Raw genomic sequence first — 21,124 nt, 5'->3', positions numbered from 1 at the left:
AGAGCAATCTTCTTATCGGAGGGTTGCTCTTTTTTAATTTTCTATTGGAGGCTAAAACATGACAAATAGCAGGTTACAAACGAAATTCGTACAGCTAGGGAATAAGAGTGATGAAAAAACAGGGGCAATTAATCCGCCCATTTATTTATCTACGGCCTATCAGCACAAAGGGCTTGGACAATCAACAGGATATGATTATACAAGAACGAAAAATCCTACTCGAACTATTTTAGAGGAAGGTATTGCTGACTTAGAATCTGGTGATGCAGGGTTTGCCTGTAGCTCGGGAATGGCAGCTATTCAATTAGTCCTATCTCTGTTCCGTACAGGTGATCATATCATTGCACCAGAAGACTTATACGGTGGAACCTATCGGATTTTCGAACAATATGCGGACACCTACCAGATTGAGACTACCTATGATACGTTTGAAACAATTGAAAAAACAGAGCAGTTAATCAATAAGCGTACGAAGGCTCTTTTTATTGAAACACCTACCAATCCTTTAATGCAGGAAATTGATATTCCTAGCTATGCAAAATTGGCACAGAAGCACAACCTTCTACTCATCGTTGACAATACCTTTTTAACACCATACTTACAACAGCCACTACAGCTAGGGGCGGACATTGTTGTCCACAGTGCGACCAAGTATATTGGCGGACATAATGATGTGTTAGCTGGATTAGTCGTTGCAAAAGGTGCTGAGACCTGTGAAAAGTTATCCCAAAATCATAATGCTACTGGTGCAGTCCTCTCCCCTGTTGATTCCTGGCTACTTATTAGAGGATTAAAAACATTAGCGCTCCGTGTAGAAAGACATGAGGGAAATGCACAAAGCATAGCAAGATTTTTAAAAGAACATCCAGCAGTTACGGATGTGTTCTATCCGAATAAGGGTGGCATGCTTTCCTTCTCTCTTAAAGAGGAACAGTGGGTGAATCCATTTCTATCAGCTCTAAATTTAATTGTTTTTGCCGAGAGTCTTGGTGGTGTAGAGAGCTTTATTACATATCCAACAACACAAACTCATGCGGACATACCAGAGTCGGAAAGAATTCGTCGGGGAATAAGCAATCATTTGCTCCGTTTCTCTGTAGGTCTGGAGCATATCGAGGATTTAAAAGCAGATTTACAGCAAGCTTTATCCAAATTCAACGAGGAGGGTGAAAAATGAATCAAGTGAAGCGGCATGTGGAAACGAAATTCATTCATGGATCACAGCGAGTTGCAGCAGGCTCTGGTGCAGTAAATACGCCGATTTACCTTTCATCTACTTTTCACCAAAACAGCTTTGATTCATTTGGTCCATTTGATTACAGCCGGTCAGGAAATCCGACACGTCAAGCATTGGAGGATAAAATTGCAGAACTTGAAAATGGGACACGTGGATTTGCATTTGCCTCTGGTATGGCAGCCATTTCTTCTGCGCTTTTATTGCTCTCTGCTGGTGATCATGTTTTAGTAACAGGGGACGTGTACGGCGGGACCTATCGTTTTGTATCAGAGGTTTTGAAACGATATCAAATTAATCATACCTTCGTCGATATGACTGATTTGGATGAAACAGCACGTGCTATTCAATCGAATACCAAAGCGATTTATATTGAAACGCCTTCCAATCCATGTATGAATATTACTGACCTTGCTGGGCTTGTAAAAATCGCGAAGGCAAACAATTGTCTTACGTTTGTTGATAATACATTTATGACACCCCTGTACCAAAACCCATTAGAGCACGGAGCTGATATCGTACTTCATAGTGCAACTAAATTTCTATCCGGGCATAGTGATGTGATTGCGGGATTAGCTGTTACTCGTGATGAATCCCTTGGGGAAAAGCTTGCTTTTATCCAAAATTCCTTTGGAGCGATTCTTGGGGCTCAAGATTCCTACCTATTACTACAGGGAATAAAAACGTTAGGAGCTCGATTAAATCAATCTAGTCAATCTGCACAAGTATTGGTTGACTATTTAAATGCACATCCACTCATTGAAAAAGTGTACTATCCCGGATTAACCTCTCACCCAGGACATACGATTCATCAAAGACAGGCAAAAGGAGCAGGTGCTGTCTTTTCATTTCAGTTGCCAAATCGGGAAATTGCCAAGGCATTTGTAGAGCATGTCCAGATTCCGGTTTTTGCTGTTAGTCTTGGAGCAGTGGAATCCATCCTGTCTTATCCGACAACAATGTCACACGCTGCAATGCCACAGGAAGAACGTGAAAAAAGAGGCATTACTGATGGATTATTACGTTTTTCAGTTGGGCTGGAATATACAAATGATCTAATTGCTGATTTTCATCAAGCCCTTCAAGCTGCTAAAAAGCACGTGGGTATAAGTATATCTGTGTAATGGTCTAGAATGGATTATTTCAATAATAGAATGGGCTCTGTCAATGTAAAATCGTTTAATAAAATATAGACAGAGCTCTTATTTATACAAAAAAGTTAAATAGGCTGTTTATCGAAAAGATAGTAGCATTATTATTGCTCGTTCCCCACGATTAATTTTACAATCTCATCTTCAATCCTCTTCCCAATCTCTTCATCAAGTAGATTATTGACCATAATGGAAAAAATCAGTTTCTCGCCGCTTGGTATATCAAGATAGCCTGATAATGTACTAACCCCTTCAATAGTTCCTGTTTTTGCTTGTACAGAAAGTGCCGGCATTCGATCTTGAAGTGTTCCGCCAATTATTCGGTCTTCATTCCCTGCAATTGGCAGGGAATGCAAGAAAACTGGAAACCAGTTCATTTTCTGCACCTCATACAATAATTGTGTTATTGCATTTGCCGGAATAAGGTTACTATGAGATATACCAGAGCCATCTTTTATTGAAAGCTGTGTCATATCAAGTCCAAACTTCGTCATCTCCTCTTTCAGAACTGGAATTCCCGCGTCCCAGCTCCCCTCCCCGCAGCATTTTCTTCCCATTTCTTTAATCAGCATCTCTGCTATTCCATTATTACTTAATTTCATAAAAGGAATAAGTATATCGGATAGCGGAACAGACTTCTTTGAGAAAAGTACAGCTGCATCGCTGGGGGTCTGTCCTAATTTTATTTCCCCATTCCACACTACTCCTTGACTAGCTAGCACTTGACTAAAAAGACTTAGGGTAAATTCACTTGCTCCCCACACAGACATCCATTGCTCAGTCGTTTCAGAATCATACGCAATCTTCCCTTTAATTGTGATTTGATTAACACCATGCTCACGCTCTATAACTAATTCTTCCTCTAAAGCTTTCTTTACTGTTATTGCTTCATTTGTAATAGCTACATAATCTGTGTTTGGTAATATGGAAATTGATGGTTTCTCCCCAATTTGTGCAGGTAATACTCTGATTAACACGGATCCTGTATTGTAATCGTTATTCGGTGAAACCGTGAGCGCCGAAACCTCTGAACCATAATAATATTGTTCATCTTTCCAAACTAAATCACGGGAAAGCCGTTCATGGTCATACCACGTATCATCCCCAATAATATCTCCTGTAATTTTCTGGATACCTTGCTGCTTTAGTTTTTCTGCAAACATCTCAAAATCTTTTAACAGTAAAGTAGGGTCACCTTGTCCAACTAGAAAAAGGCTGCCCTCAAGCTTATCGTCCTTTACCTTTCCATCCAATTGCAATTGTGTGGAAAACGTATAGTCCTCACCAAGTACATTTAAAGCTGCTGCTGCAGTTAAAAGTTTCATATTGGATGCTGGATGAAGTCGAAGATTATGATTATATTTATATAAAATCTCACCCGAAATAGCGGAACGAATACAAATACCAATTATCGCTCCCTTGAGATTTTCATTTGCTTCCATATAACGGTTTAATATCTTCACCATTATCTCCTCCTATTCTGACACATACTATTTCTACATGTATTCCATAAATCCCTTTCATTAATCACTTGCATTTTTTGTTTTATCTATTTATAAAATTTTAGTAATAGCGCCCTGCCAAAGTTTCATCCTCTTCATATACTAGGTGTACACGTGAAGAGGGAGGTGTAAAATATGAGTGAATATGGCGGCCGCGGCAATAGCAGCTTTGCTTTAATTGTTGTTCTTTTCATTTTATTAATTATCGTTGGAACATCTTATGGTAATTTCTACTAAAGATAGTCACGTAATATCAGTTGTATTCTCCCCTTTTTTTTCAACTTATTTTCTTTCCTCCTCTCATAAGATAACGGAACCTTGGAAAAAGGCTGGGACAAAAGTGGTTTAACATTGAAAGTATTTGAACGAACTACCACGGAAATATACATCCCGCATCCAGATGCGGCCGGTGATCACCTTGTGCTATCGCACTACGGAGATTCTCTAATTATTCTCCTCCCGCAGGAGTCTTGTATATTTCTTTCGCATTGTTCGTCCTGTACGTTAAACACTTTAGTGATGTCTCAGTCTCTTTTTTTGGGCGGTTGTCCTAATGAAGTACATACAAATCACCTCTCATATCCAAATCATCTCTTTACAATTTAAAAAATTATAAACTTCAGTGCGTTTCCAACAATGCAATTATTAAAATTCAAAAATATAGGACTTATTGTATTTTTAATGCAATTTAATCGCGTGCTATACTATATTCATCTATTTTTAAGTAAGGGGGATTAAAATGTGTAGGCCAAAAACAAAATTGAAGTTATTTTTCTTTATTAGCATCACGATGGTTTTTACTCTAATACTTACAGCATGCGGAAATGAAACAGAAAAGGAGCAAGAAAATACAGCTAACGGACAAGCAAACAACTCTACAATAAAAGAAAATCCCATTGTTACAATTACAATGGAAAATGACGAGCAAATCATTGCTGAGCTATATCCAGAAATCGCGCCAAATACAGTTGCAAACTTTATTGCATTAATTGAAGATGGTTTTTATAATGAATTAATTTTCCACCGGGTTTTACCAGGTTTTATGATTCAGGGGGGAGACCCTGATGGAATTGGCACTGGTGGTCCGGATTATTCAATTCCAGGTGAGTTTCTTTCAAATGGATTTGAAAATGAATTAGAGCATAATCGCGGCGTGCTTTCGATGGCAAGATCGAGTAATCCTGATTCAGCTGGGTCCCAGTTTTTTATTATGGTAGACAAAGCACCACACCTTGATGGGGACTATGCCGCATTTGGTAAAGTAATAGAAGGTATAGAAGTGGTAGATAAAATTGTGGCCGCTGAGAGAGATGAATTGGATAAGCCATTGGAAGATCAACGAATAAAAACAATTATGGTTGATACAAAAGGTCATAACTATCCGGCCCCACAAAAAATAAATGATTAAATGTTGAGACAGTAACACAAGTCTGTTTAGCAATTGGAATCCAAACATAATTGGTGCAATGGCCGTGTTTCGGCAAAATACTTTGCGCATTAAGTGACCGGCTGGTGAGCTCCTTGTACGATCACACTTCGGGGCTCATCTATGCCTCCTTTCTGCCAAGTCTATTTCTATTGTCTCCTTATTCTTTGGCATCGTTTTATTTTAAAATTAAACATTCTGCTTCCCCCCAGTTTATAGTCTGTCTAAATCATCCAATAGCACTTTATCAGCAAGTCTTTATACTTATATTTACCTTTTATTCATAGCTATAAAGATACAAACCTAGTATAATAATAGTATAAATTATAGAATCAGTTTCAAGAGAGGTAGTAAAATGAACCATAACATGGAGCTAGATAAATTATATCAAAAGCTTAAAGATATTAAATTTGCCCTCGATGCATCATCAATTGTTGCCATAACTGATAATAAAGGAATCATTACATATGTAAATGATAAGTTTTGCGATATATCAAAATACAATGAAGCAGAATTAATTGGCAGAAATCATAATATCATTAATTCAGGTTTTCATCCGAGCTCTTTTTTTAAAGATTTATGGGAAACGATTTGTGAGGGAAATGTGTGGAGAGGTGAAATTAAGAATAAAGCTAGGGATGGAACTTATTATTGGGTAGACACCACCATCGTTCCATTTTTAACGCCTGAAGGTACACCATATCAATATATTTCAGTTCGCCATGACATTACAAAACGAAAAGAATATGAAGCGTATATGGAGGATACCGGCTATACAGACCCTGTTACAAAGCTTCCAAACCGAAATCATTTCCGGAAATGGGTTGAAAATCAATTAATACAGCCGCAAGAAGTTGTGACTGTACTGTATCTTGACTTAGATCGTTTTAAGGCCATTAATGATCATTTCGGTCATGATACTGGTGACATTATACTTAAAATGGTCGCCAATCGTCTAAAAAGTTTTTTAACAAATTCAGACTTTATCGCACGGCAGGGCGGGGATGAATTTATCATTATTTTAAATAATCTTCCAGATCATGCTGTACAAACATTAGCAGCAAATATTCTGAAACAAACCCACCTACCCTATCAAATCGGCGATCATCAGATATCTGCGTCTGCAAGTATCGGAATTAGCAGACAAGTCTACATTTCAAAAGATTGTTCTGGCTATACTTTTATAGAATCTTTAATGAAACAAGCTGATACAGCGATGTACCACGCTAAAAGAAATGGTGGTAACCAATACTGCTTTAATACAGAAGAGCAAAATATTTTGCATGAGCGGATCTACCAATTAGACTTAGAATCAAAAGTGGCACTTGAACGAAATGAATTTAAAGTTCTCTACCAACCGATTGTCAATCTCAAAAACAATAAAATTGTTGGTGTGGAAGCATTGCTGCGCTGGCATAATAGAAAACTGGGATTTGTCCCGCCAAACGAGTTCATCCCTGTTCTGGAGGAAAACGGTCTGATTGTCCCGGTTGGTAAATGGATACTGGCCACAGTCTGCAGTCAAATGAAAGTGTGGCAGGAACAAGGTATCCTGCTGCAGCGTGTTTGTGTCAATGTTTCACCAATGCAATTTAAGGATAAACAATTCATTTATGATCTCCAGGTAATTTTAAACGAGTCACTATTAGACGCATCTTACTTGGAAATCGAGATAACGGAAAGAACTATTCTTGATATTGAGACATCTTCAAGAACGATTAATAAATTAAAGGAACTAGGTGTTAACGTCTCCATCGACGACTTTGGTACTGGTTACTCCTCCTTGAGCTATTTAAAGCGCCTGCCAATCGATACACTCAAAATTGACAAATCCTTTATTGATGATTTGGACAGAGACGGCGAAATCATTGCCAATACAATCATTAGCATGGGTAAGAATTTAAACTTCCGAGTGATTGCTGAAGGTATTGAAAGTGAAGACCAGCTTAATTATCTAAAAAAGCAAAAATGCCATGAAGGACAAGGCTATTATTTCAGTAAACCTATAGGTGATCGTCAAATCACGGAATTATTTAGCCATTTAGGCTAATTGCTCATGTCCAGCCTAAATAAAAAAGTGCCAGAATTAATATGTTGATTCTGGCACTTTACTTTTTATGCTTTGTTTGAATCCTCTTTTTTTAGTTCATTATCTTTATCTTCATCACTATCTTTATCATTATTTTTCTTTTTATCCTCATCCGAATCTTCATCATCAATCAAATTATTAGCAGAACTTTTAAATTCGCGCAACGTTTGTCCAGCGGCCTTACCGATTTCCGGTAATTTTTTCGGTCCGAAAATAATTAAGGCAAGAATTACAATTAGGATTAAACCTGGAATTCCGATATTTGCAATACCCATCTATGTCACCCCCATACTATTCGATTATACTCCTTTCTATTTAAAAATTAAATCCTATTATGCTGCTTTTCATTTAATCCCTGAAAAATACAGCAGAAAACCATCCAGTCGTAACTTGTAAATAAAATGAAAAACGGCAATATATCATTTAAATTGAATGAAAATACGCAACCTTCATAGACTTTAAATAATAGATCAGATATACTTCATATAAAAACATTTTTTAAGAGGAGGGTATTTTCTTGAATCAAAGATTAACAGCCATCATTTCTGAATTACATAAAACCCTGCGAAAAAATCAGATCACCACTAACGAAACTGTTCTTGAATTACACAGTAAGGATGAGTCCTACCACACACCCAGTAAGCCAAATGTGGTAATTTTCCCCGAAACAACCGAGCAAGTTCGTACAATCATTATGCTAGCGAACGAGAATCGAATACCTGTATACCCATTTGGGATGGGTTCCAGTCTGGAAGGTCATGTCATCCCATATGAACAAGGAATAACCATTGACTTCTCATTAATGAACAATATTATAGAAGTACAGGAAAATGACTTTCTTGTAAAAGTTGGACCCGGCGTAACACGTACCCAACTGAACAACGAATTGAAGAAATACGGTCTATTTTTCCCTGTAGATCCTGGCGCAGATGCGACAATTGGCGGGATGGCAGCAACAAATGCAAGTGGTACACTATCGGTTCGATATGGTACAATGCGGGACAATGTTCGTGATATGGAAATTGTACTTGCAGATGGCACAATCATCCATAGTGGCACGCTTGCTGCTAAGTCCTCGTCCGGCTACCATTTAAATGGTATTTTTGTTGGTTCTGAAGGAACTCTTGGCTGTATTACAGAATTAACATTAAAAGTGTTTGGCATCCCAGAATTTATCACTGCAGCACGTGCAACCTTCCAAACTATTGATGATGCAATCCAAGCAGTAGTTGCTGTTTTGCAAGCAGGTATCCCGATGGGAAGAATAGAAATCGTTGATGAAACTTCAATAAAACAGGTAAATCAATTTAGTGATACGAACTATGAAGAAGTGCCAACCTTATTTCTTGAATTCCATGGTAATGAAGCGGGTTTAAAACAGGATGTTGCCTTTACCGAAGAAATATTTCAAGACTACTATTGTCTAGGGATGCAATTTGAAAACGACACAGCTGCACGCAATAAGCTTTGGGAAGCAAGACATAATCTTGCATATTCTTTTGTACACGGATATCCAGGAAGAAAAATGATGGTAACTGATGTCTGTCTGCCAATTTCAGAGCTGGCTGGGGCAATCCATCATGCAAGAAAAGTTGTTGACCAGCTTGGACTTCCAGGTGGAATTACTGGCCATGTTGGCGATGGAAACTATCATATTATTCTAATGATCGATATGAATAATCCCCTGGAAGTCCAAAAAACAGAAGAGCTCAATGAACAAATCGTAGAATATGCTTTAGTTCGTGGAGGAACATGTACAGGCGAACACGGTGTCGGAGCTGGGAAAGTCAAGTATCAAGAAAAAGAGCATGGAGAGGCACTAAAAGTTATGGAAACAATTAAGCTTGCGCTCGATCCAAACGGTATACTTAATCCGAATAAAGTGTTAAAGGTAAAAACTAATAAGCTATAATAATAATTATAAACACAACAACAGAATAACTTTTTTTATTCAAAAATAAGAGGTGCGTACCAAATAAATTGGGTACATCCCTCTTATTCTTATTACAAAGCAACCAAGCACGTCTAAAAAAATAACGTATGCAGCCTAAAAAGGAATATGCTGAGGAGCAAAACTACATTGTGCTGATCTCATGTATTAATGCTTCCATAATAACAGGAAATTCTTCAAAAGCATTTTTTATATTCAGACGTTCTGTACGTTTATGGGCATCATAGCCAAATGGGCCAACATTTAATACAGGTGCATTTAGCTGGCGCATTTCTTCAAATGGAATCATATAGCTATCTCCCCATACCGGTGTATTTTCCTCAAATGCACGCCATCCCTTTTCGTTACCAGTATAGCTGACATAACTTAAATCACAAAGCCCATTAAAATAATGAATCCGTTTAATCTGTAAATTAAATTTCTCCTTTGCCAGCTTTCTTACAAATGCCGTTGAAGCTTCAATAAGTTCATTGCCTGTTGAATTAACTGCAGGATAATATGGTGGTGCTAAAAGAATCACAATTGCTGGAGCAATTTCCTGACATTGGAGCATTAATTTATCAGTTATACGAAGTGATTTTTCCCGCTCATCCCAGCCTTCCATATACTGAATATCCGCCTTAACCTCATTAACAAATGCTTCCCCTAACTTTTTCGTCGCATAGTTTAATAAATCCTTATAACGAATGACCTTTACCTTCCCTATTGGTTCCACATTCTGTTTCTTACAAATTCCCTTATAAACTTCGTTACATTTATTTGCAGCTGTTTGAGCCACTGTTTCAAAAAGATCAAATACATCTTTTGCACCGCGTTTCATCATAAAAATATTATAAAGCGCTGAAGACCTGTAAGGTGTTTGGGTGGAATAAAGCAGCCTTAAATCTGTTTGCTGTAGCGTAACTGGAAGTGGCGTCGTTTCACCTAATGCGGTCTCTTGAAATAGGTCATTCCATTCCATTTCCTGTGTTAAAAAAGATGCAATAAAAGGGGACGTCATTCCGCTCAACGGCTCACCAGCATGTGTTTCCTTACCATAAAACAAAGCGGCAGCAAGTATTTTGCCCATTGATCCCGTATATAAGTAATGCGCTCGATCCATTGGCTCTTGAGTGAAAACTGGTTCACTATTTAAAAATAATTTATAGCTGAGCTGATGCTGCTTTTGCAATTCCAAAAGAATTGGAACTGCATGCCTCATACCAGAAGAATTTACTTCCTCATCAGGAACAGTTAACAGCAGCAAATTAATTGGCCATTTTTCAATCGTTGCTTTCTCTATTAAACTCATATGCATGACTAGCCCCATTTTCATATCCATCGTCCCTCGGCCAAATAAATAATTACCAGACTGCAAATCCCTTTTTACATCTTTTGGCAATCCTTCTTGACTTTCCAAAAATACTTTTGTAAGTTCCTCAGGTTGTGTTGCTAACGGTTCTAGAGATCCATACTCTTCTGTGTTAACTGTATCGAAATGACTCAAAAGGCAAATTGTTTCTTCTGCCTCAGGGTGTTTGTATAAAGCTGTTAAAAATTTCCTTCTTAAGTCGGCCTCATGCAGTGCTAATTGATCTGGGTGTTTTTGAAAATACGTCAGGTCCTGAAGTTTCGCCTGCAGCTTTGCAGGAAATTGCCGCTCCCCTTCCGAAAGAGTCATGCTTTTCCAGCTTACCACTTCACCTAATAATGCACGCAGCTTTTCTGGACCATCCCATTTAAATTCATGCATTTTTATATCCCCCAATCCCACAATATCAAGCCAAAAATGATAACGCTTTCTTTTATAATTCTAACATGCCGATGCTTTATCTAGTACACTGGTCTTTTAATCTTAATTCTTTGAAATAATATAACTGCCTATTAATTTTACTTTTCACACCCCCAGACAGATATTTCATTTCGATGAAGTTGTTACAAGACGATATGTTGAGTTTTATATAGAATGGAGATGATTTCTGAAAAATAGCGAAAAAAAATCACTTCAAGGAAATTTTTAGCCATAATAAAAAGCAAATACATTATTAACTTAATCGGTTAAAAATTCGAAATCACAAAATGAAGACTTTTAATCTCAAGGGTTTTTCGCCTTATAGAAAGCATATGAGACATTTGAGCCGTATAAAGGTCCCATGGCTACCTATTTTAACTATATGCTTAATTGACCAAATTCGAAAAGAAATAAATGCACAGGAAAAGGTAAGATACTATATCCTTTGCAATATGTCAATTAAGGAAATTGCAGATCAAGAAAATGTAATATTTAAGCGGTAAATATCTGGGGAAAGAAACAAGAAAAAAGTTGAAAAATCAAGCATTCCGTAAAAAATCGGGTGGATATTGATCAGGATACGAAGTGATAATATGAATCTAATAAAACAAATCAAAATCGTTTTTAATAGAACTTTATCCTAAAATAACAAACCAATGGAGCCCCATTGGTTTGTTATTTATTCAAATAGTAACACCTGAAGCTACCTTAAATTTCTAGCTTTAATTGGCCGATTTAGTACCCTTTTAGTATTCGATGTACTATTTAGGTTCCGTGATTTTACTGCTCGACTTGATCCACATCCACAGCCCTTTGTCCGAACCTTTTGAGCCCTTGCAGTAATTTTACTCATCTTAACACCTCTTTTCTTATTCGCTAAATAGTATATGTCGACAATGAGTAAAGGTACAGGCGGTGGTATGTGCCTAAGTTACAGTAAGGACAAGTATAGAAAAAAACATCAAAATTCTCATCAATATTATTTTGCAAGCAAAAGCAGCGTCGTCTAAACTAAGGGTTTATTTTTTGGATATTTCATATAAATTTTTTCCTAACTTTTTAATAATAAAAAGACAATTAAATTTTTCTACTCCATTTAAGACAGTAAAAAAATGCATAATTTCTGATATGGTTAGTGAGGGGAAAAAATGTTTTACTTTCTTGTTTTCCTTTAAATAAAATGTTTTTTGCAGTGAAGATACGTTTCCACTAAATGGGGGAAGTTTTATAGTGTCTAATAATCGTATTATTTCAACGTATGAAAACTCCTGATTCGGAGCTTTATAATACTTATGTAAATACTTTTCACTCTCTTTTCTTTGTTGTTCATAATTATGCTCAGTCCATGGTTTATTCATTATATTCTCTAATAGGCTATTAACTTCTTTTGTATTCCTTGCTTTAATCCCTAACTCATTTGGAAATTCAACATCATATTTTTCTGAGATTATTGGTATATATGAAATAATTGGTCTTCCAATTAGAAATGCTTCGATGCTGGAAGTACAGCCATTTTGAACAATAACTTTTGCTGCCATTAGCCATTTAACTATATTACCTTCATGAATTACATGGACATTATGATACTTGGAAAATGCCTCTCGATAAGCATTTGCACTTTCTCCTGGGTGCGGTCTTACAATAAAATTTGTATCCGGAAATCGCTCACACATTGCTTTAACCAAATCCAGGAAATAATAATATAAACGCTTAATGTACAAGGTGAGCCCATCTGTATTTTGATTTTTCTTCTCTGATACTGAATTATAAAGTGAAAATCTTGTATTAATCAAAATAAATTCCTGATACTTATTCTTTATCTGTTCAACCTCTTTTTTAAATAAAGCTTTAAACTTAGGTGTTAATAGATCAAACCTCGGATGACCTACAATATGACAATTGCTTGCAAATGACGGAGCAGCATTTGAAATTGTTTCTTTTTGAAATTTCCCCCAGCAATATTCTTGGGTTACAAGATGAAGCATGTCTAATCTCATTCTGTCATCTATATATTGAGTTGTATTATTTAAAATCAGTCCTTCCTCGTCCAATTCAACTAAAATATGTCCATTGCTTTTTGCTTCCGTAATAATCCTTTTTCTAAATCCTTCTGGATAACCTTTTGAAAAGAAAATTCCTTTAGGATACGTTCTGGAGGCTAGCTCAACCATTCTATGTTCACCTATAATGACACGATAACCTTCTCTTGCAGCATAATATGCCAAAAGTAACTTAGCATCCAGTTCTCTAACCTTTATTTCGACTGGAAGATATAACCATCCTTTAAAGTTGCTCATTTTTTATTCACCTCGTAACCTTCAAGCATAATTTCTGCAACTATATATATTTGCAGGAATTAAATTTCTTTTAATAAATGAATAAGCTCTTCAAAAGCCCTTTGATTGTCTTCCATTATTAAATCAAGATAAGCTATAAGTTCGGATAGGTCCGGAGATTCAACTTCCTCACTTGTTATATCTGAACTATTCTCTTTATCCAAAATCATCATCATAAATGTGATAAACCTCTGCAGTGTATGTTTTTCTAAAAATACGAAACTATTATCCTTATTGCCTTTGTCATCCTGCAGTTGCTTTCCATAGCGTTCGATTAGCTGATTAATTATCTTTTGTTGATCTGGATTGATGTGATCACTACTCATGTGAATCCTCCTCGATAATCGTACCACTAATATTAATTTGATTTAGGGAATTAATTCCTTCTGCAGCCTCGTCTCCATAAGTGAACCCCATTATACTGCCTGCATAGGAAGGTTCGGGAAGCCATTTCATTTGAAAATTTGGGAAAGAGAGTGTTTCAGAAGGGTTAAGAACATTTTTCTCAACAGGTTTCAGCCAATACTCCTGTTTTTCCATTGGATCGTTTATTCGTTCCCAAGCGTTTGCTAATCTCATTTTCTGCTTAGAATCCTTGTATAGATATTTTCCAGAAAACTCAAAAGGGGAATCTTGCGACACTTTTATACAAATGTATGGATTATTAAGTGGTCTTCCTCCAACATTCAGAATATGAAAAGAACCTAGACAGTAGTTCTCGAGACCAGGTTTATGAAATATATTTACAGAGTATGTAAAATAGCTAATAATTTGAAAATCCTTTAACGCTTTTGTTTCAGTTACCAATGATTTTATTTCCTTTAGATAAGATGTATTCATTTCTTGCCACTTATCGATTTTTTCACGAACATCATTCGGTCTATTCATGAAAACATTCACCTCCAAATAAAAAAATAAAGAGAGAAATAATTCCTCTCTTTATTTCTATGCTTGAACTTAACAATTATCACCATTTACAGTAGGCTGAGGCTGACTAGGGAAAACAACCGGGCATTGTGGTGGAATTGTTGGTGCAGGACATGGAGGGATTGGAAGTATATCCCTTGGTTGACAGAAGTCAGCAACAATCTCCAGTGTAACATCAAAAACAGATTGAATGCTTTGGCATAGACGAACAGTAACTGTCACATCGAGTTCATCAGGAGTGGCGGTAGTTGTAGTATCACAAATAGCTGTACATACAAAGCAATCTAAATCTGTGTAAGTTACATTCACATCTGTACCTTCAGGCGCACAAAGAATCACTTGTTCACAACGCGTGAATTCGGCAGAACCCACTTCAACTGTTGCACCTCCAAGTTCTGGAATTAAATTTACAAAGATGGTTACTTCAAAGTTTTTACGAATGTTTACCAGTTGAAGTGTCACCTGAGCTCCATCGATAACGAATTGCTGATCCACCCGATCCAAAATGACAATAGGATCTACGGCAGCAGGAGCAACCGTACAAGTCACCGTGTCAATATCAATATCGTCACACTCTAACTGCGCACCAGTAGCAGGGTTAACTGGTAATTCTAAATCAGCCAAACTTAAATCAAACGTTGCCTCATTAAGAATCCAGTCATATACTTTTTCTGTATTGATACATAGGAGTTCCTGACCCCCTGTTAAGTTATCTGCTTGCATAGCTGCAAACACCTCCGAATAAGTTTATTTTCTTTCATACGTAGCATATGAACAAATGCACCAAGCCGTATAATGATTTAGCGGAATTTCATGATATTAAGTAAGGAAAATATCATAATCAATTCGGTCTCCGTGCAAACACAACACCAAACATGATTTTTTTTGCTTAAAAGAATAAACGGCGCATACGATTAGAATAATAAATACTTTTTTAATAAAGCGTATAAATTTTGCACATTTGTCACGTATTGGTGTTTCATCAATAGTATATTAATGTGCTGTAAAAGGGTGATTAATGGTGGAGCAATACGAATTGTATAATACGCAGGAGATTGAGAAGTTGAATCAGGAACTCGAATATTACAAATATACGCTCAAATCATTAAAAATTGGAGATATGATAGATGATTACGTTAAGACTAAAAATGATTTTCATCAATTAAAGTTGAAATTTTCTCAACTTGAAGGAGATGTGAAGATAATGGAAAATAATTTTCAAAGTAAGATAGAAGATTATGAGCATCAGGAAAAAGAACTTACAGAAAAGATTAATTCCATAAATGACTCAGTAATGGAATTAAGGCAAGATTTCAATAAAGTTATTGTAAAGGTTGAGCAAATGCGTTTTACCGATCTGCTTGAACATATAAATCATGTCATTTTAAAGCAAGACAATATGATAGCTGAAGGAAAAAGTGAAATTAATCGATTAAGAGGAGAAATTTTACAATTAAAAGAACACTTTGAATCAAACAATCAAAAACAGAATACAACTATTCAACATTCCCCCAAACAATCGGAATACAGAAAACTACAAAACATGCTTGATTCTTCCAGATATATCGAGCAAGCACCACAAAAAAAAAATGATGTAACAAATTTTCGGGGTTTTACCCAATCTCAAACCATGCACAGAGACCAAACCGTTCATTCATTTGACTCTGCTAAAAATGGCCAAAATCATAGTCAAAAGAGTAAAGGGAAAAAGACTTATCGCCATAATCAATATGAATTAAATAAAAATATCATTACTCGTACGACGAAATCCAATAATCAAGATAAAAAAAAAGACAATAACAATATGAATGAAAATGATTCTTTCAGTACGGATAGTGAGAATCCAATTCTTTCTGGGAACTATGTATATTTGGAGAAAAATGAAGCCAATCTCATGGATGTAGAGAATCATTTAGAAACCACTACCAATAACACGATTAAACAACAGAATGAGCCTTTCAACGATTCTGAATTGCAGTCATCACAAGAAACCACCGCTGAAGAAATTTCATCAAACGAAGAAGATGGAGAGAAAGAAACAACGTCCCAAGAAAAGCAATCCAATTCTAAAAAAGAATTTGCTTCGTTTTTTTCTCTCTTTCAAAAAAAATGACAGACGAAAAGTTAACGATTCCTCAAACTGGTTATATTAAAATGGTGGAACATGGAAAAATATGTTTACCCTTCGAAGCATGTGGTTTATTATCTGGTACTGAAGGTCATATAAAGTCAATTTGGCCATTGAAAAATCAACTAAAGTCTGACAGACGTTTTTTTGTAGAAAAGAAAATAATCGAAAAAACTATGCAGGAAATAAATAAACTGAATGAGCAAGTACTAGCTGTCTATCACTCCCACCCTACTACAGTACCTGTTCCTTCAGTTTATGATATTGTTAACCATCCGGATAGCAAAGTAAAAATGGTAATTATCTCCTATAAATTAAATCCTCCAAATACAAAATGTTATCACATAGAAAAACCCAGCTATGAAGAATGCCTTTTTTGTATAAATCCATCGCTATAGCCCGACCTTTTTTACATCATATATACTATAATGCAGTATAACAAAAAAGGAGTTGATAAATTTGGGATCCAAAAAAATGATTAATCAAAAAAGCAACCATAAAATGATAAAACCTTCTAATACGCCAATTGTGATTGATTCCTCATCCATTAAAAGAAGACCGATTGAAGTAAGTGGAAGAAGTGGGTGCTGCATGAAAATAAGGTAATTAAGAAGACCATTATTTTTCCCTCCGAATAGGATTAATTGTACGGTCTTGTATATGATTATTAGTGGTTAATATATAGATCTGAGGCTATTAAACGAAGGGCTGATTATCAATGTCTGGATAATAAATAAGATCGATTATCTACTGCTTAGGATTTCAGACCCTTCCAAGAAAGCCTCATCTTTAGTCTAACTATCATAAACCAAAAAACCTCCTGTACTTCCTAATATATTTAAGTGAGGCACTTTTGGTAGTTACCAATAGACATACTAAAAGCCGAAATAAATGAGATAGATAGGATATAATACAGTAAAATGTATAATAGAATAATAAAAAGAATCATAATCTATAAATCAGAGAATATTTTAATAGTATCTTTCTATCAGAGGAAGGTAGCAACCAGGCTATTTTCTAGATATTTTCGATACTATTTTTTTGTCATTAGTAAAGATAAAAAGCAGTTTTTGATAAAATGGTATCAAAAACTGCTGATTGTTATTTTAAAATCAAATATAATACAAGCTAATTCCTTCCTCCTATTAAGCCAGTGTTTTCTTAACGCGATATTTGTATCTAAATTATATCCCAGCCGACTGGTGTTCCTTTTTCTACATCTCGAACAACTGCTTTCCCTAACAATAGATCATAGTATTTTGGGGCAAGCCCATAACCAGGCCGGATTACTCTAAGGTTATCCTTCGTTAATATTTCACCCGCCTTCATATCTTGCGTTACATATAAAGATCGCCGATATTTTTCTGAGGGTTTTTCAGCTTTTGATGAACCATAATGTACAGTTCCAAGTGCTTGCCAAGCTCTTTTAGTTTCTGTAACCAATGCTTGCAGCTCAAGCGGTTCAAGGGAAAAGCTTGCATCTACTCCACCGTCTTTTCTGGAAAGGGTAAAATGCTTCTCAATAATAGTTGCACCCAATACAACACTTGCAACGGCTACCCCATTACCCATGGTATGATCGGATAAACCTACTTGACATTGAAATAATTCTTTCATATGAGGTATTGTACGTATATTGGTGTTTTCCGGTGATGCGGGGTATGTGCTTGTGCATTTGAGTAATATAATATCCTTGCACCCTGCTTCCTTAGCAGTATTTACTGACTCTTCAATTTCGGCAGCAGAGCACATTCCCGTTGATATTATCATTGGCTTTTTGGTTTTAGCTACCTTTCGTATTAAAGGCAAATCGGTACATTCAAATGAAGCAATTTTATAGCATGGGACATTCAGCGTTTCCAAAAAATCAACAGCTGTTTCATCGAACGGTGAGCTAAAACCTACCATTCCCAATTGTTCACAGCGTTCAAAAATAGGCTGATGCCATTCCCATGGGGTATGTGCTTCCTGATATAGTTTATATAGCGATTTGTTTTTCCAAATACTGTCTGGATCATTAATCATGAAGTCATCCTTGGACTCATCAAGTGTCATAGTGTCTGCTTTATATGTTTGAATTTTTAACGCGTTTGCTCCAGCCTTCGCTGCTGCTTCTACTATTTCCAACGCGCGTTTTAAAGACTGATTATGATTCCCGGACATTTCTGCAATAATAAATGGCGGGTTGCTGCTGCCAACTTCAATTCCACCTAATTTGATTACTTTCACGATGTCCCTCCTTTCAGATCATTTAAAAGCCCCACTCTCACTTTTTCCCATTTATCATGAAATAAAGCCATTGGAATTACGTCTAAATATTGATTATTCTTCCAAATATGGTCGACAAACCTGCCTTCTGTTTCAAAACCTAATTTTTTGTGATAATGAAAACTCCCGCTATTTGTATGAATTACTTCTGAACAAACCTTGTGTATCTCTTCTTCTTTAAAAACTTTATCCAATGCTAAAATCCCCATAATGGTCCCAGCCCCTTTGGGTGCACTTTCTTCCCCTATATAAAAGCCCCAGTAGCATCGACCATTTTTCTTATCAAGTTCCGTAAAATTGACCAATCCGAGTGGTTGCTTTTTATGATGCAGCAACAGTACTTTCTTCTGGGAATCTTTCCTTAAGTTTTCGAACCATCGCCTATGTTCCTCCCAAGTAATGTGATGATCCGTGTACATAAACGATTTAATTTTTTTTGAGTTACGCCATTTACGAACAATTTTTAGATCTTGCTCACTTATAGGCTTCAATTCATAATCTTTCTGATTAAGCATTATGATTCTCCTCCAATAATCGATCAACAATAAGGCGTTCATTAAAATCCTGCATTACTGATTCCGATGCAGTCATCATTTCTTTTCGTATTTCTGGATTATTGATTATATTCATTATGCTGTTAGCTATATCTTGTTCTGTTACTTCTTCGCTACGTCCTAAATGACATACCACGCCAAGTTCAGATAAATAGGAGAGAATTTCAGACTGATTTGCTGCTGTTTCTATCGTAATAGCAGGTAACCTTGCATAACACCTTTCCCACGTCGTACTTCCTCCTGCCCCGATCGCTAAATCTGCTTTTGCCATCAGCTCTGCTAAATAGTCAATTTGATAATGGATGCTTATATTCGAAATGTCTTTACAGTACTTCTTAATAGCTGAATAATTTTGATTTGAAAAACCAATTACAATATCAACTGTAATATCTGGCCTGTTCATTAACTTAATTGCTGAGATTGCTTTCATTGTTTCATTTGTAGGATCACTCCCACCAAAAGATACTAATATTCGTTTTACAATATCCTTCTTCTTCGTTGCGTATTGGATATTCCTAAATTCATGTCTTAATAAGAGGTATGTGGGTCCTAATAACCTTGTCGTATAACTTGGAATTAGTTTTTCATATCGTTTTTCCAGATTTTTATACAGATTTTGATCTAGCAATAAATCGCAAACATGTGGACGGTTTGCAAGATCATCAATTACCATTATTTTTTTTACCATCGGTCTTAACGTGAGCTCCCAGTGCTTATCAAAAGCATAATGATCAATAATTAACCAGTCTGAAACAGGTTGATTGCTTATTGCTTCGATTGTTTCTAATGCATCAGCTTCCCAATTTAATTGCAGCCACTTCAAATCGTTATATTCTGGATTAGAGTGCACAGGAGAAGACAATGATACAACCTTAAATGACTTACTTTTTATATATTCGATTAAGTTTCCGGATAACTCCCGACAAATAAATCTAACATTTACGTTTTTCTTACGTAATTCCTCTGCTAGGACCAGACACCTCATTACGTGACCAGTCCCGATATCTGCTGATGCATCCGTCCTTATAGAGACATTCATGAAATCACACTTTCAATCTTCTTTTTGTTGAATATGCGTATTAATCGCCTGCCATTCTGGAAATTTTTCAAGTAATTGCAGTGTATCTTCCATTGTAAAATCTGGTTTATAGGGGTATAGTGCTTCAATAATCTTTTTTATAAAAATGAAGTCCTCTAACGTATCAACTGTCCACCGGTGATGACTGTAATTTTCGCTATTGGAGACATTGGATAAGTTAAAAATTTGAGGATTATTTATCATATATCTTGTTACATGCTCCCTATCCAATTTAGAGTCCGCTTTTTCATAAGCTTTCTTTAAAGCGTTGAATGAAAATACTTCTGTGTCCATACCTCTTGGCAATGTTCGGTTTAATGTGTTGGAGACAAATTGTAAAGGGTGTTGGTGGGATAAATAGCTTTTTATAACTTTATCTATTTGGGCTGGATCGATAATCGGACAATCAGAGGTTAAGCGGACAATTATATCTGCCTTTACATGACAAGCTGCTTTATAATACCTTTTTAGTACATCTGTCTCTGATCCTGTATAATATGGTATCTTCGTCATCTGACAGAAAGACACAATCGCATCGTCTGGCTGTTGGTCAGTTGTAGCGACTAGAATTTCATCTATATTATTTGATCTTTTTACCCTTTCCAATTGATACGATAACAAGGGCCTTCCAAGTACTTTTTTAAGAACTTTCCCTGGTAATCGAGTCGATCCCATACGAGCCTGAATTATTGCTACTACCTTCATTTCT

Annotated in this window: 20 protein-coding genes; 9 read left to right on the top strand and 11 right to left on the bottom strand. The window is 36.1% G+C overall.

The window, feature by feature from the left end; all coding sequences use genetic code 11:
* Window positions 1-58: 58 nt before the first annotated feature.
* The gene (locus NSQ77_RS18260) at window positions 59-1,177 is read left to right on the top strand and encodes a methionine biosynthesis PLP-dependent protein (RefSeq protein ID WP_339227497.1); all 1,119 of its coding nucleotides are present in this window, start codon (window positions 59-61) and stop codon (window positions 1,175-1,177) included.
* Window positions 1,174-2,358 carry a cystathionine beta-lyase gene (metC, locus tag NSQ77_RS18255; RefSeq protein WP_339227496.1) on the top strand — a complete coding sequence of 395 codons (1,185 nt, stop codon included), beginning with the start codon at window positions 1,174-1,176 and terminating at the stop codon, window positions 2,356-2,358. Before NSQ77_RS18260 ends, metC begins: the two co-directional genes overlap by 4 nt.
* A 131-nt stretch (window positions 2,359-2,489) precedes the next feature.
* On the opposite strand, the gene dacB is transcribed toward metC, so the two are convergent.
* Window positions 2,490-3,851, bottom strand: a complete 1,362-nt coding sequence (gene dacB, locus NSQ77_RS18250; protein ID WP_339227495.1) for a D-alanyl-D-alanine carboxypeptidase/D-alanyl-D-alanine-endopeptidase — start codon at window positions 3,849-3,851, stop codon at window positions 2,490-2,492.
* Window positions 3,852-4,022: 171 nt separating this feature from the next.
* Here dacB and NSQ77_RS18245 point away from each other — a divergent pair, with 171 nt between their 5' ends.
* The 3 genes from NSQ77_RS18245 (at window position 4,023) to NSQ77_RS18235 (ending at window position 7,363) form a co-directional block, all read left to right on the top strand.
* Window positions 4,023-4,124: a YjcZ family sporulation protein gene (locus tag NSQ77_RS18245; RefSeq protein ID WP_339227494.1), complete on the top strand. Its 102-nt coding sequence runs from the start codon at window positions 4,023-4,025 to the stop codon at window positions 4,122-4,124.
* A 502-nt stretch (window positions 4,125-4,626) separates the two neighbouring features.
* Window positions 4,627-5,295, top strand: coding sequence for a peptidylprolyl isomerase (locus tag NSQ77_RS18240; RefSeq protein ID WP_339227493.1), 669 nt, complete (start codon window positions 4,627-4,629; stop codon window positions 5,293-5,295).
* A 373-nt stretch (window positions 5,296-5,668) separates the two neighbouring features.
* On the top strand, window positions 5,669-7,363 hold the full coding sequence (locus tag NSQ77_RS18235) for an EAL domain-containing protein (protein WP_339227492.1): 1,695 nt from the start codon (window positions 5,669-5,671) through the stop codon (window positions 7,361-7,363).
* A 65-nt stretch (window positions 7,364-7,428) separates the two neighbouring features.
* Here NSQ77_RS18235 and tatA read toward each other — a convergent pair whose 3' ends face one another.
* Complete coding sequence (tatA, locus tag NSQ77_RS18230) at window positions 7,429-7,677, bottom strand: twin-arginine translocase TatA/TatE family subunit (RefSeq protein WP_339227491.1); 249 nt, start codon at window positions 7,675-7,677, stop codon at window positions 7,429-7,431.
* A gap of 242 nt (window positions 7,678-7,919) precedes the next feature.
* Here tatA and NSQ77_RS18225 point away from each other — a divergent pair, with 242 nt between their 5' ends.
* Window positions 7,920-9,314, top strand: a complete 1,395-nt coding sequence (locus NSQ77_RS18225; RefSeq protein WP_339227490.1) for an FAD-linked oxidase C-terminal domain-containing protein — start codon at window positions 7,920-7,922, stop codon at window positions 9,312-9,314.
* A gap of 163 nt (window positions 9,315-9,477) precedes the next feature.
* On the opposite strand, the gene NSQ77_RS18220 is transcribed toward NSQ77_RS18225, so the two are convergent.
* From NSQ77_RS18220 to NSQ77_RS18200, 5 genes are all read right to left on the bottom strand, one after another.
* The gene (locus tag NSQ77_RS18220; protein ID WP_339227489.1) at window positions 9,478-11,085 is read right to left on the bottom strand and encodes a M20/M25/M40 family metallo-hydrolase; all 1,608 of its coding nucleotides are present in this window, start codon (window positions 11,083-11,085) and stop codon (window positions 9,478-9,480) included.
* 1,058 nt (window positions 11,086-12,143) lie between these two features.
* Window positions 12,144-13,421 (bottom strand): surface carbohydrate biosynthesis protein, encoded by a 1,278-nt coding sequence (locus NSQ77_RS18215; protein ID WP_339227488.1) that lies wholly within the window; start codon window positions 13,419-13,421, stop codon window positions 12,144-12,146.
* A 59-nt stretch (window positions 13,422-13,480) separates the two neighbouring features.
* Complete coding sequence (locus NSQ77_RS18210; RefSeq protein ID WP_339227487.1) at window positions 13,481-13,786, bottom strand: hypothetical protein; 306 nt, start codon at window positions 13,784-13,786, stop codon at window positions 13,481-13,483.
* Window positions 13,779-14,348, bottom strand: a complete 570-nt coding sequence (locus NSQ77_RS18205) for a hypothetical protein (RefSeq protein WP_339227486.1) — start codon at window positions 14,346-14,348, stop codon at window positions 13,779-13,781. Before NSQ77_RS18205 ends, NSQ77_RS18210 begins: the two co-directional genes overlap by 8 nt.
* A gap of 69 nt (window positions 14,349-14,417) precedes the next feature.
* Entirely contained in the window at window positions 14,418-15,110 is a 693-nt protein-coding gene (locus tag NSQ77_RS18200; RefSeq protein ID WP_339227485.1) for a hypothetical protein, read from the bottom strand.
* A gap of 298 nt (window positions 15,111-15,408) precedes the next feature.
* Here NSQ77_RS18200 and NSQ77_RS18195 point away from each other — a divergent pair, with 298 nt between their 5' ends.
* The 3 genes from NSQ77_RS18195 to NSQ77_RS18185 all read left to right on the top strand — a co-directional run bounded on the left by NSQ77_RS18195 (window position 15,409) and on the right by NSQ77_RS18185 (window position 17,121).
* On the top strand, window positions 15,409-16,500 hold the full coding sequence (locus NSQ77_RS18195; protein ID WP_339227484.1) for a hypothetical protein: 1,092 nt from the start codon (window positions 15,409-15,411) through the stop codon (window positions 16,498-16,500).
* Window positions 16,501-16,541: 41 nt separating this feature from the next.
* Window positions 16,542-16,913 (top strand): M67 family metallopeptidase, encoded by a 372-nt coding sequence (locus NSQ77_RS18190; protein WP_339227483.1) that lies wholly within the window; start codon window positions 16,542-16,544, stop codon window positions 16,911-16,913.
* Between the two features lie 61 nt (window positions 16,914-16,974).
* A complete protein-coding gene (locus NSQ77_RS18185) occupies window positions 16,975-17,121 on the top strand; it encodes a hypothetical protein (protein WP_339227482.1) in 147 nt (48 codons plus the stop codon).
* Window positions 17,122-17,694: 573 nt separating this feature from the next.
* Here the strand turns inward: NSQ77_RS18185 and pseI are convergent.
* The 4 genes from pseI to NSQ77_RS18165 are packed head-to-tail and all read right to left on the bottom strand — an operon-like array spanning window position 17,695 to window position 21,120.
* Window positions 17,695-18,744 carry a pseudaminic acid synthase gene (gene pseI, locus NSQ77_RS18180; RefSeq protein WP_339227481.1) on the bottom strand — a complete coding sequence of 350 codons (1,050 nt, stop codon included), beginning with the start codon at window positions 18,742-18,744 and terminating at the stop codon, window positions 17,695-17,697.
* Entirely contained in the window at window positions 18,741-19,298 is a 558-nt protein-coding gene (gene pseH / locus NSQ77_RS18175; protein WP_339227480.1) for a UDP-4-amino-4,6-dideoxy-N-acetyl-beta-L-altrosamine N-acetyltransferase, read from the bottom strand. The genes pseI and pseH overlap by 4 nt, the downstream gene beginning before the upstream one ends.
* Entirely contained in the window at window positions 19,291-20,376 is a 1,086-nt protein-coding gene (pseG, locus tag NSQ77_RS18170; protein ID WP_339227479.1) for a UDP-2,4-diacetamido-2,4,6-trideoxy-beta-L-altropyranose hydrolase, read from the bottom strand. The genes pseH and pseG overlap by 8 nt, the downstream gene beginning before the upstream one ends.
* Window positions 20,377-20,388: 12 nt before the next feature.
* Window positions 20,389-21,120 carry a glycosyltransferase family protein gene (locus NSQ77_RS18165; RefSeq protein WP_339227478.1) on the bottom strand — a complete coding sequence of 244 codons (732 nt, stop codon included), beginning with the start codon at window positions 21,118-21,120 and terminating at the stop codon, window positions 20,389-20,391.
* Window positions 21,121-21,124 lie beyond the last annotated feature (4 nt).

The sequence above is a fragment of the Oceanobacillus sp. FSL K6-2867 genome (assembly GCF_037963145.1).
Taxonomy (GTDB): domain Bacteria; phylum Bacillota; class Bacilli; order Bacillales; family Amphibacillaceae; genus Oceanobacillus.
The sequence above is the reverse complement of the archived record's forward strand: the minus strand, read 5'-3'. Positions and strand labels throughout refer to the sequence as shown.

Coding starts and splice junctions, on each gene's coding strand:
- NSQ77_RS18260 (WP_339227497.1), top strand. CDS start 59: ATGACAAATAGCAGGTTACAAACGAAATTCGTACAGCTAGGGAATAAG.
- metC (WP_339227496.1), top strand. CDS start 1,174: ATGAATCAAGTGAAGCGGCATGTGGAAACGAAATTCATTCATGGATCA.
- dacB (WP_339227495.1), bottom strand. CDS start 3,851: ATGGTGAAGATATTAAACCGTTATATGGAAGCAAATGAAAATCTCAAG.
- NSQ77_RS18245 (WP_339227494.1), top strand. CDS start 4,023: ATGAGTGAATATGGCGGCCGCGGCAATAGCAGCTTTGCTTTAATTGTT.
- NSQ77_RS18240 (WP_339227493.1), top strand. CDS start 4,627: ATGTGTAGGCCAAAAACAAAATTGAAGTTATTTTTCTTTATTAGCATC.
- NSQ77_RS18235 (WP_339227492.1), top strand. CDS start 5,669: ATGAACCATAACATGGAGCTAGATAAATTATATCAAAAGCTTAAAGAT.
- tatA (WP_339227491.1), bottom strand. CDS start 7,677: ATGGGTATTGCAAATATCGGAATTCCAGGTTTAATCCTAATTGTAATT.
- NSQ77_RS18220 (WP_339227489.1), bottom strand. CDS start 11,085: ATGCATGAATTTAAATGGGATGGTCCAGAAAAGCTGCGTGCATTATTA.
- NSQ77_RS18215 (WP_339227488.1), bottom strand. CDS start 13,421: ATGAGCAACTTTAAAGGATGGTTATATCTTCCAGTCGAAATAAAGGTT.
- NSQ77_RS18210 (WP_339227487.1), bottom strand. CDS start 13,786: ATGAGTAGTGATCACATCAATCCAGATCAACAAAAGATAATTAATCAG.
- NSQ77_RS18205 (WP_339227486.1), bottom strand. CDS start 14,348: ATGAATAGACCGAATGATGTTCGTGAAAAAATCGATAAGTGGCAAGAA.
- NSQ77_RS18200 (WP_339227485.1), bottom strand. CDS start 15,110: ATGCAAGCAGATAACTTAACAGGGGGTCAGGAACTCCTATGTATCAAT.
- NSQ77_RS18190 (WP_339227483.1), top strand. CDS start 16,542: ATGGTGGAACATGGAAAAATATGTTTACCCTTCGAAGCATGTGGTTTA.
- pseH (WP_339227480.1), bottom strand. CDS start 19,298: ATGCTTAATCAGAAAGATTATGAATTGAAGCCTATAAGTGAGCAAGAT.
- pseG (WP_339227479.1), bottom strand. CDS start 20,376: ATGAATGTCTCTATAAGGACGGATGCATCAGCAGATATCGGGACTGGT.
- NSQ77_RS18165 (WP_339227478.1), bottom strand. CDS start 21,120: ATGAAGGTAGTAGCAATAATTCAGGCTCGTATGGGATCGACTCGATTA.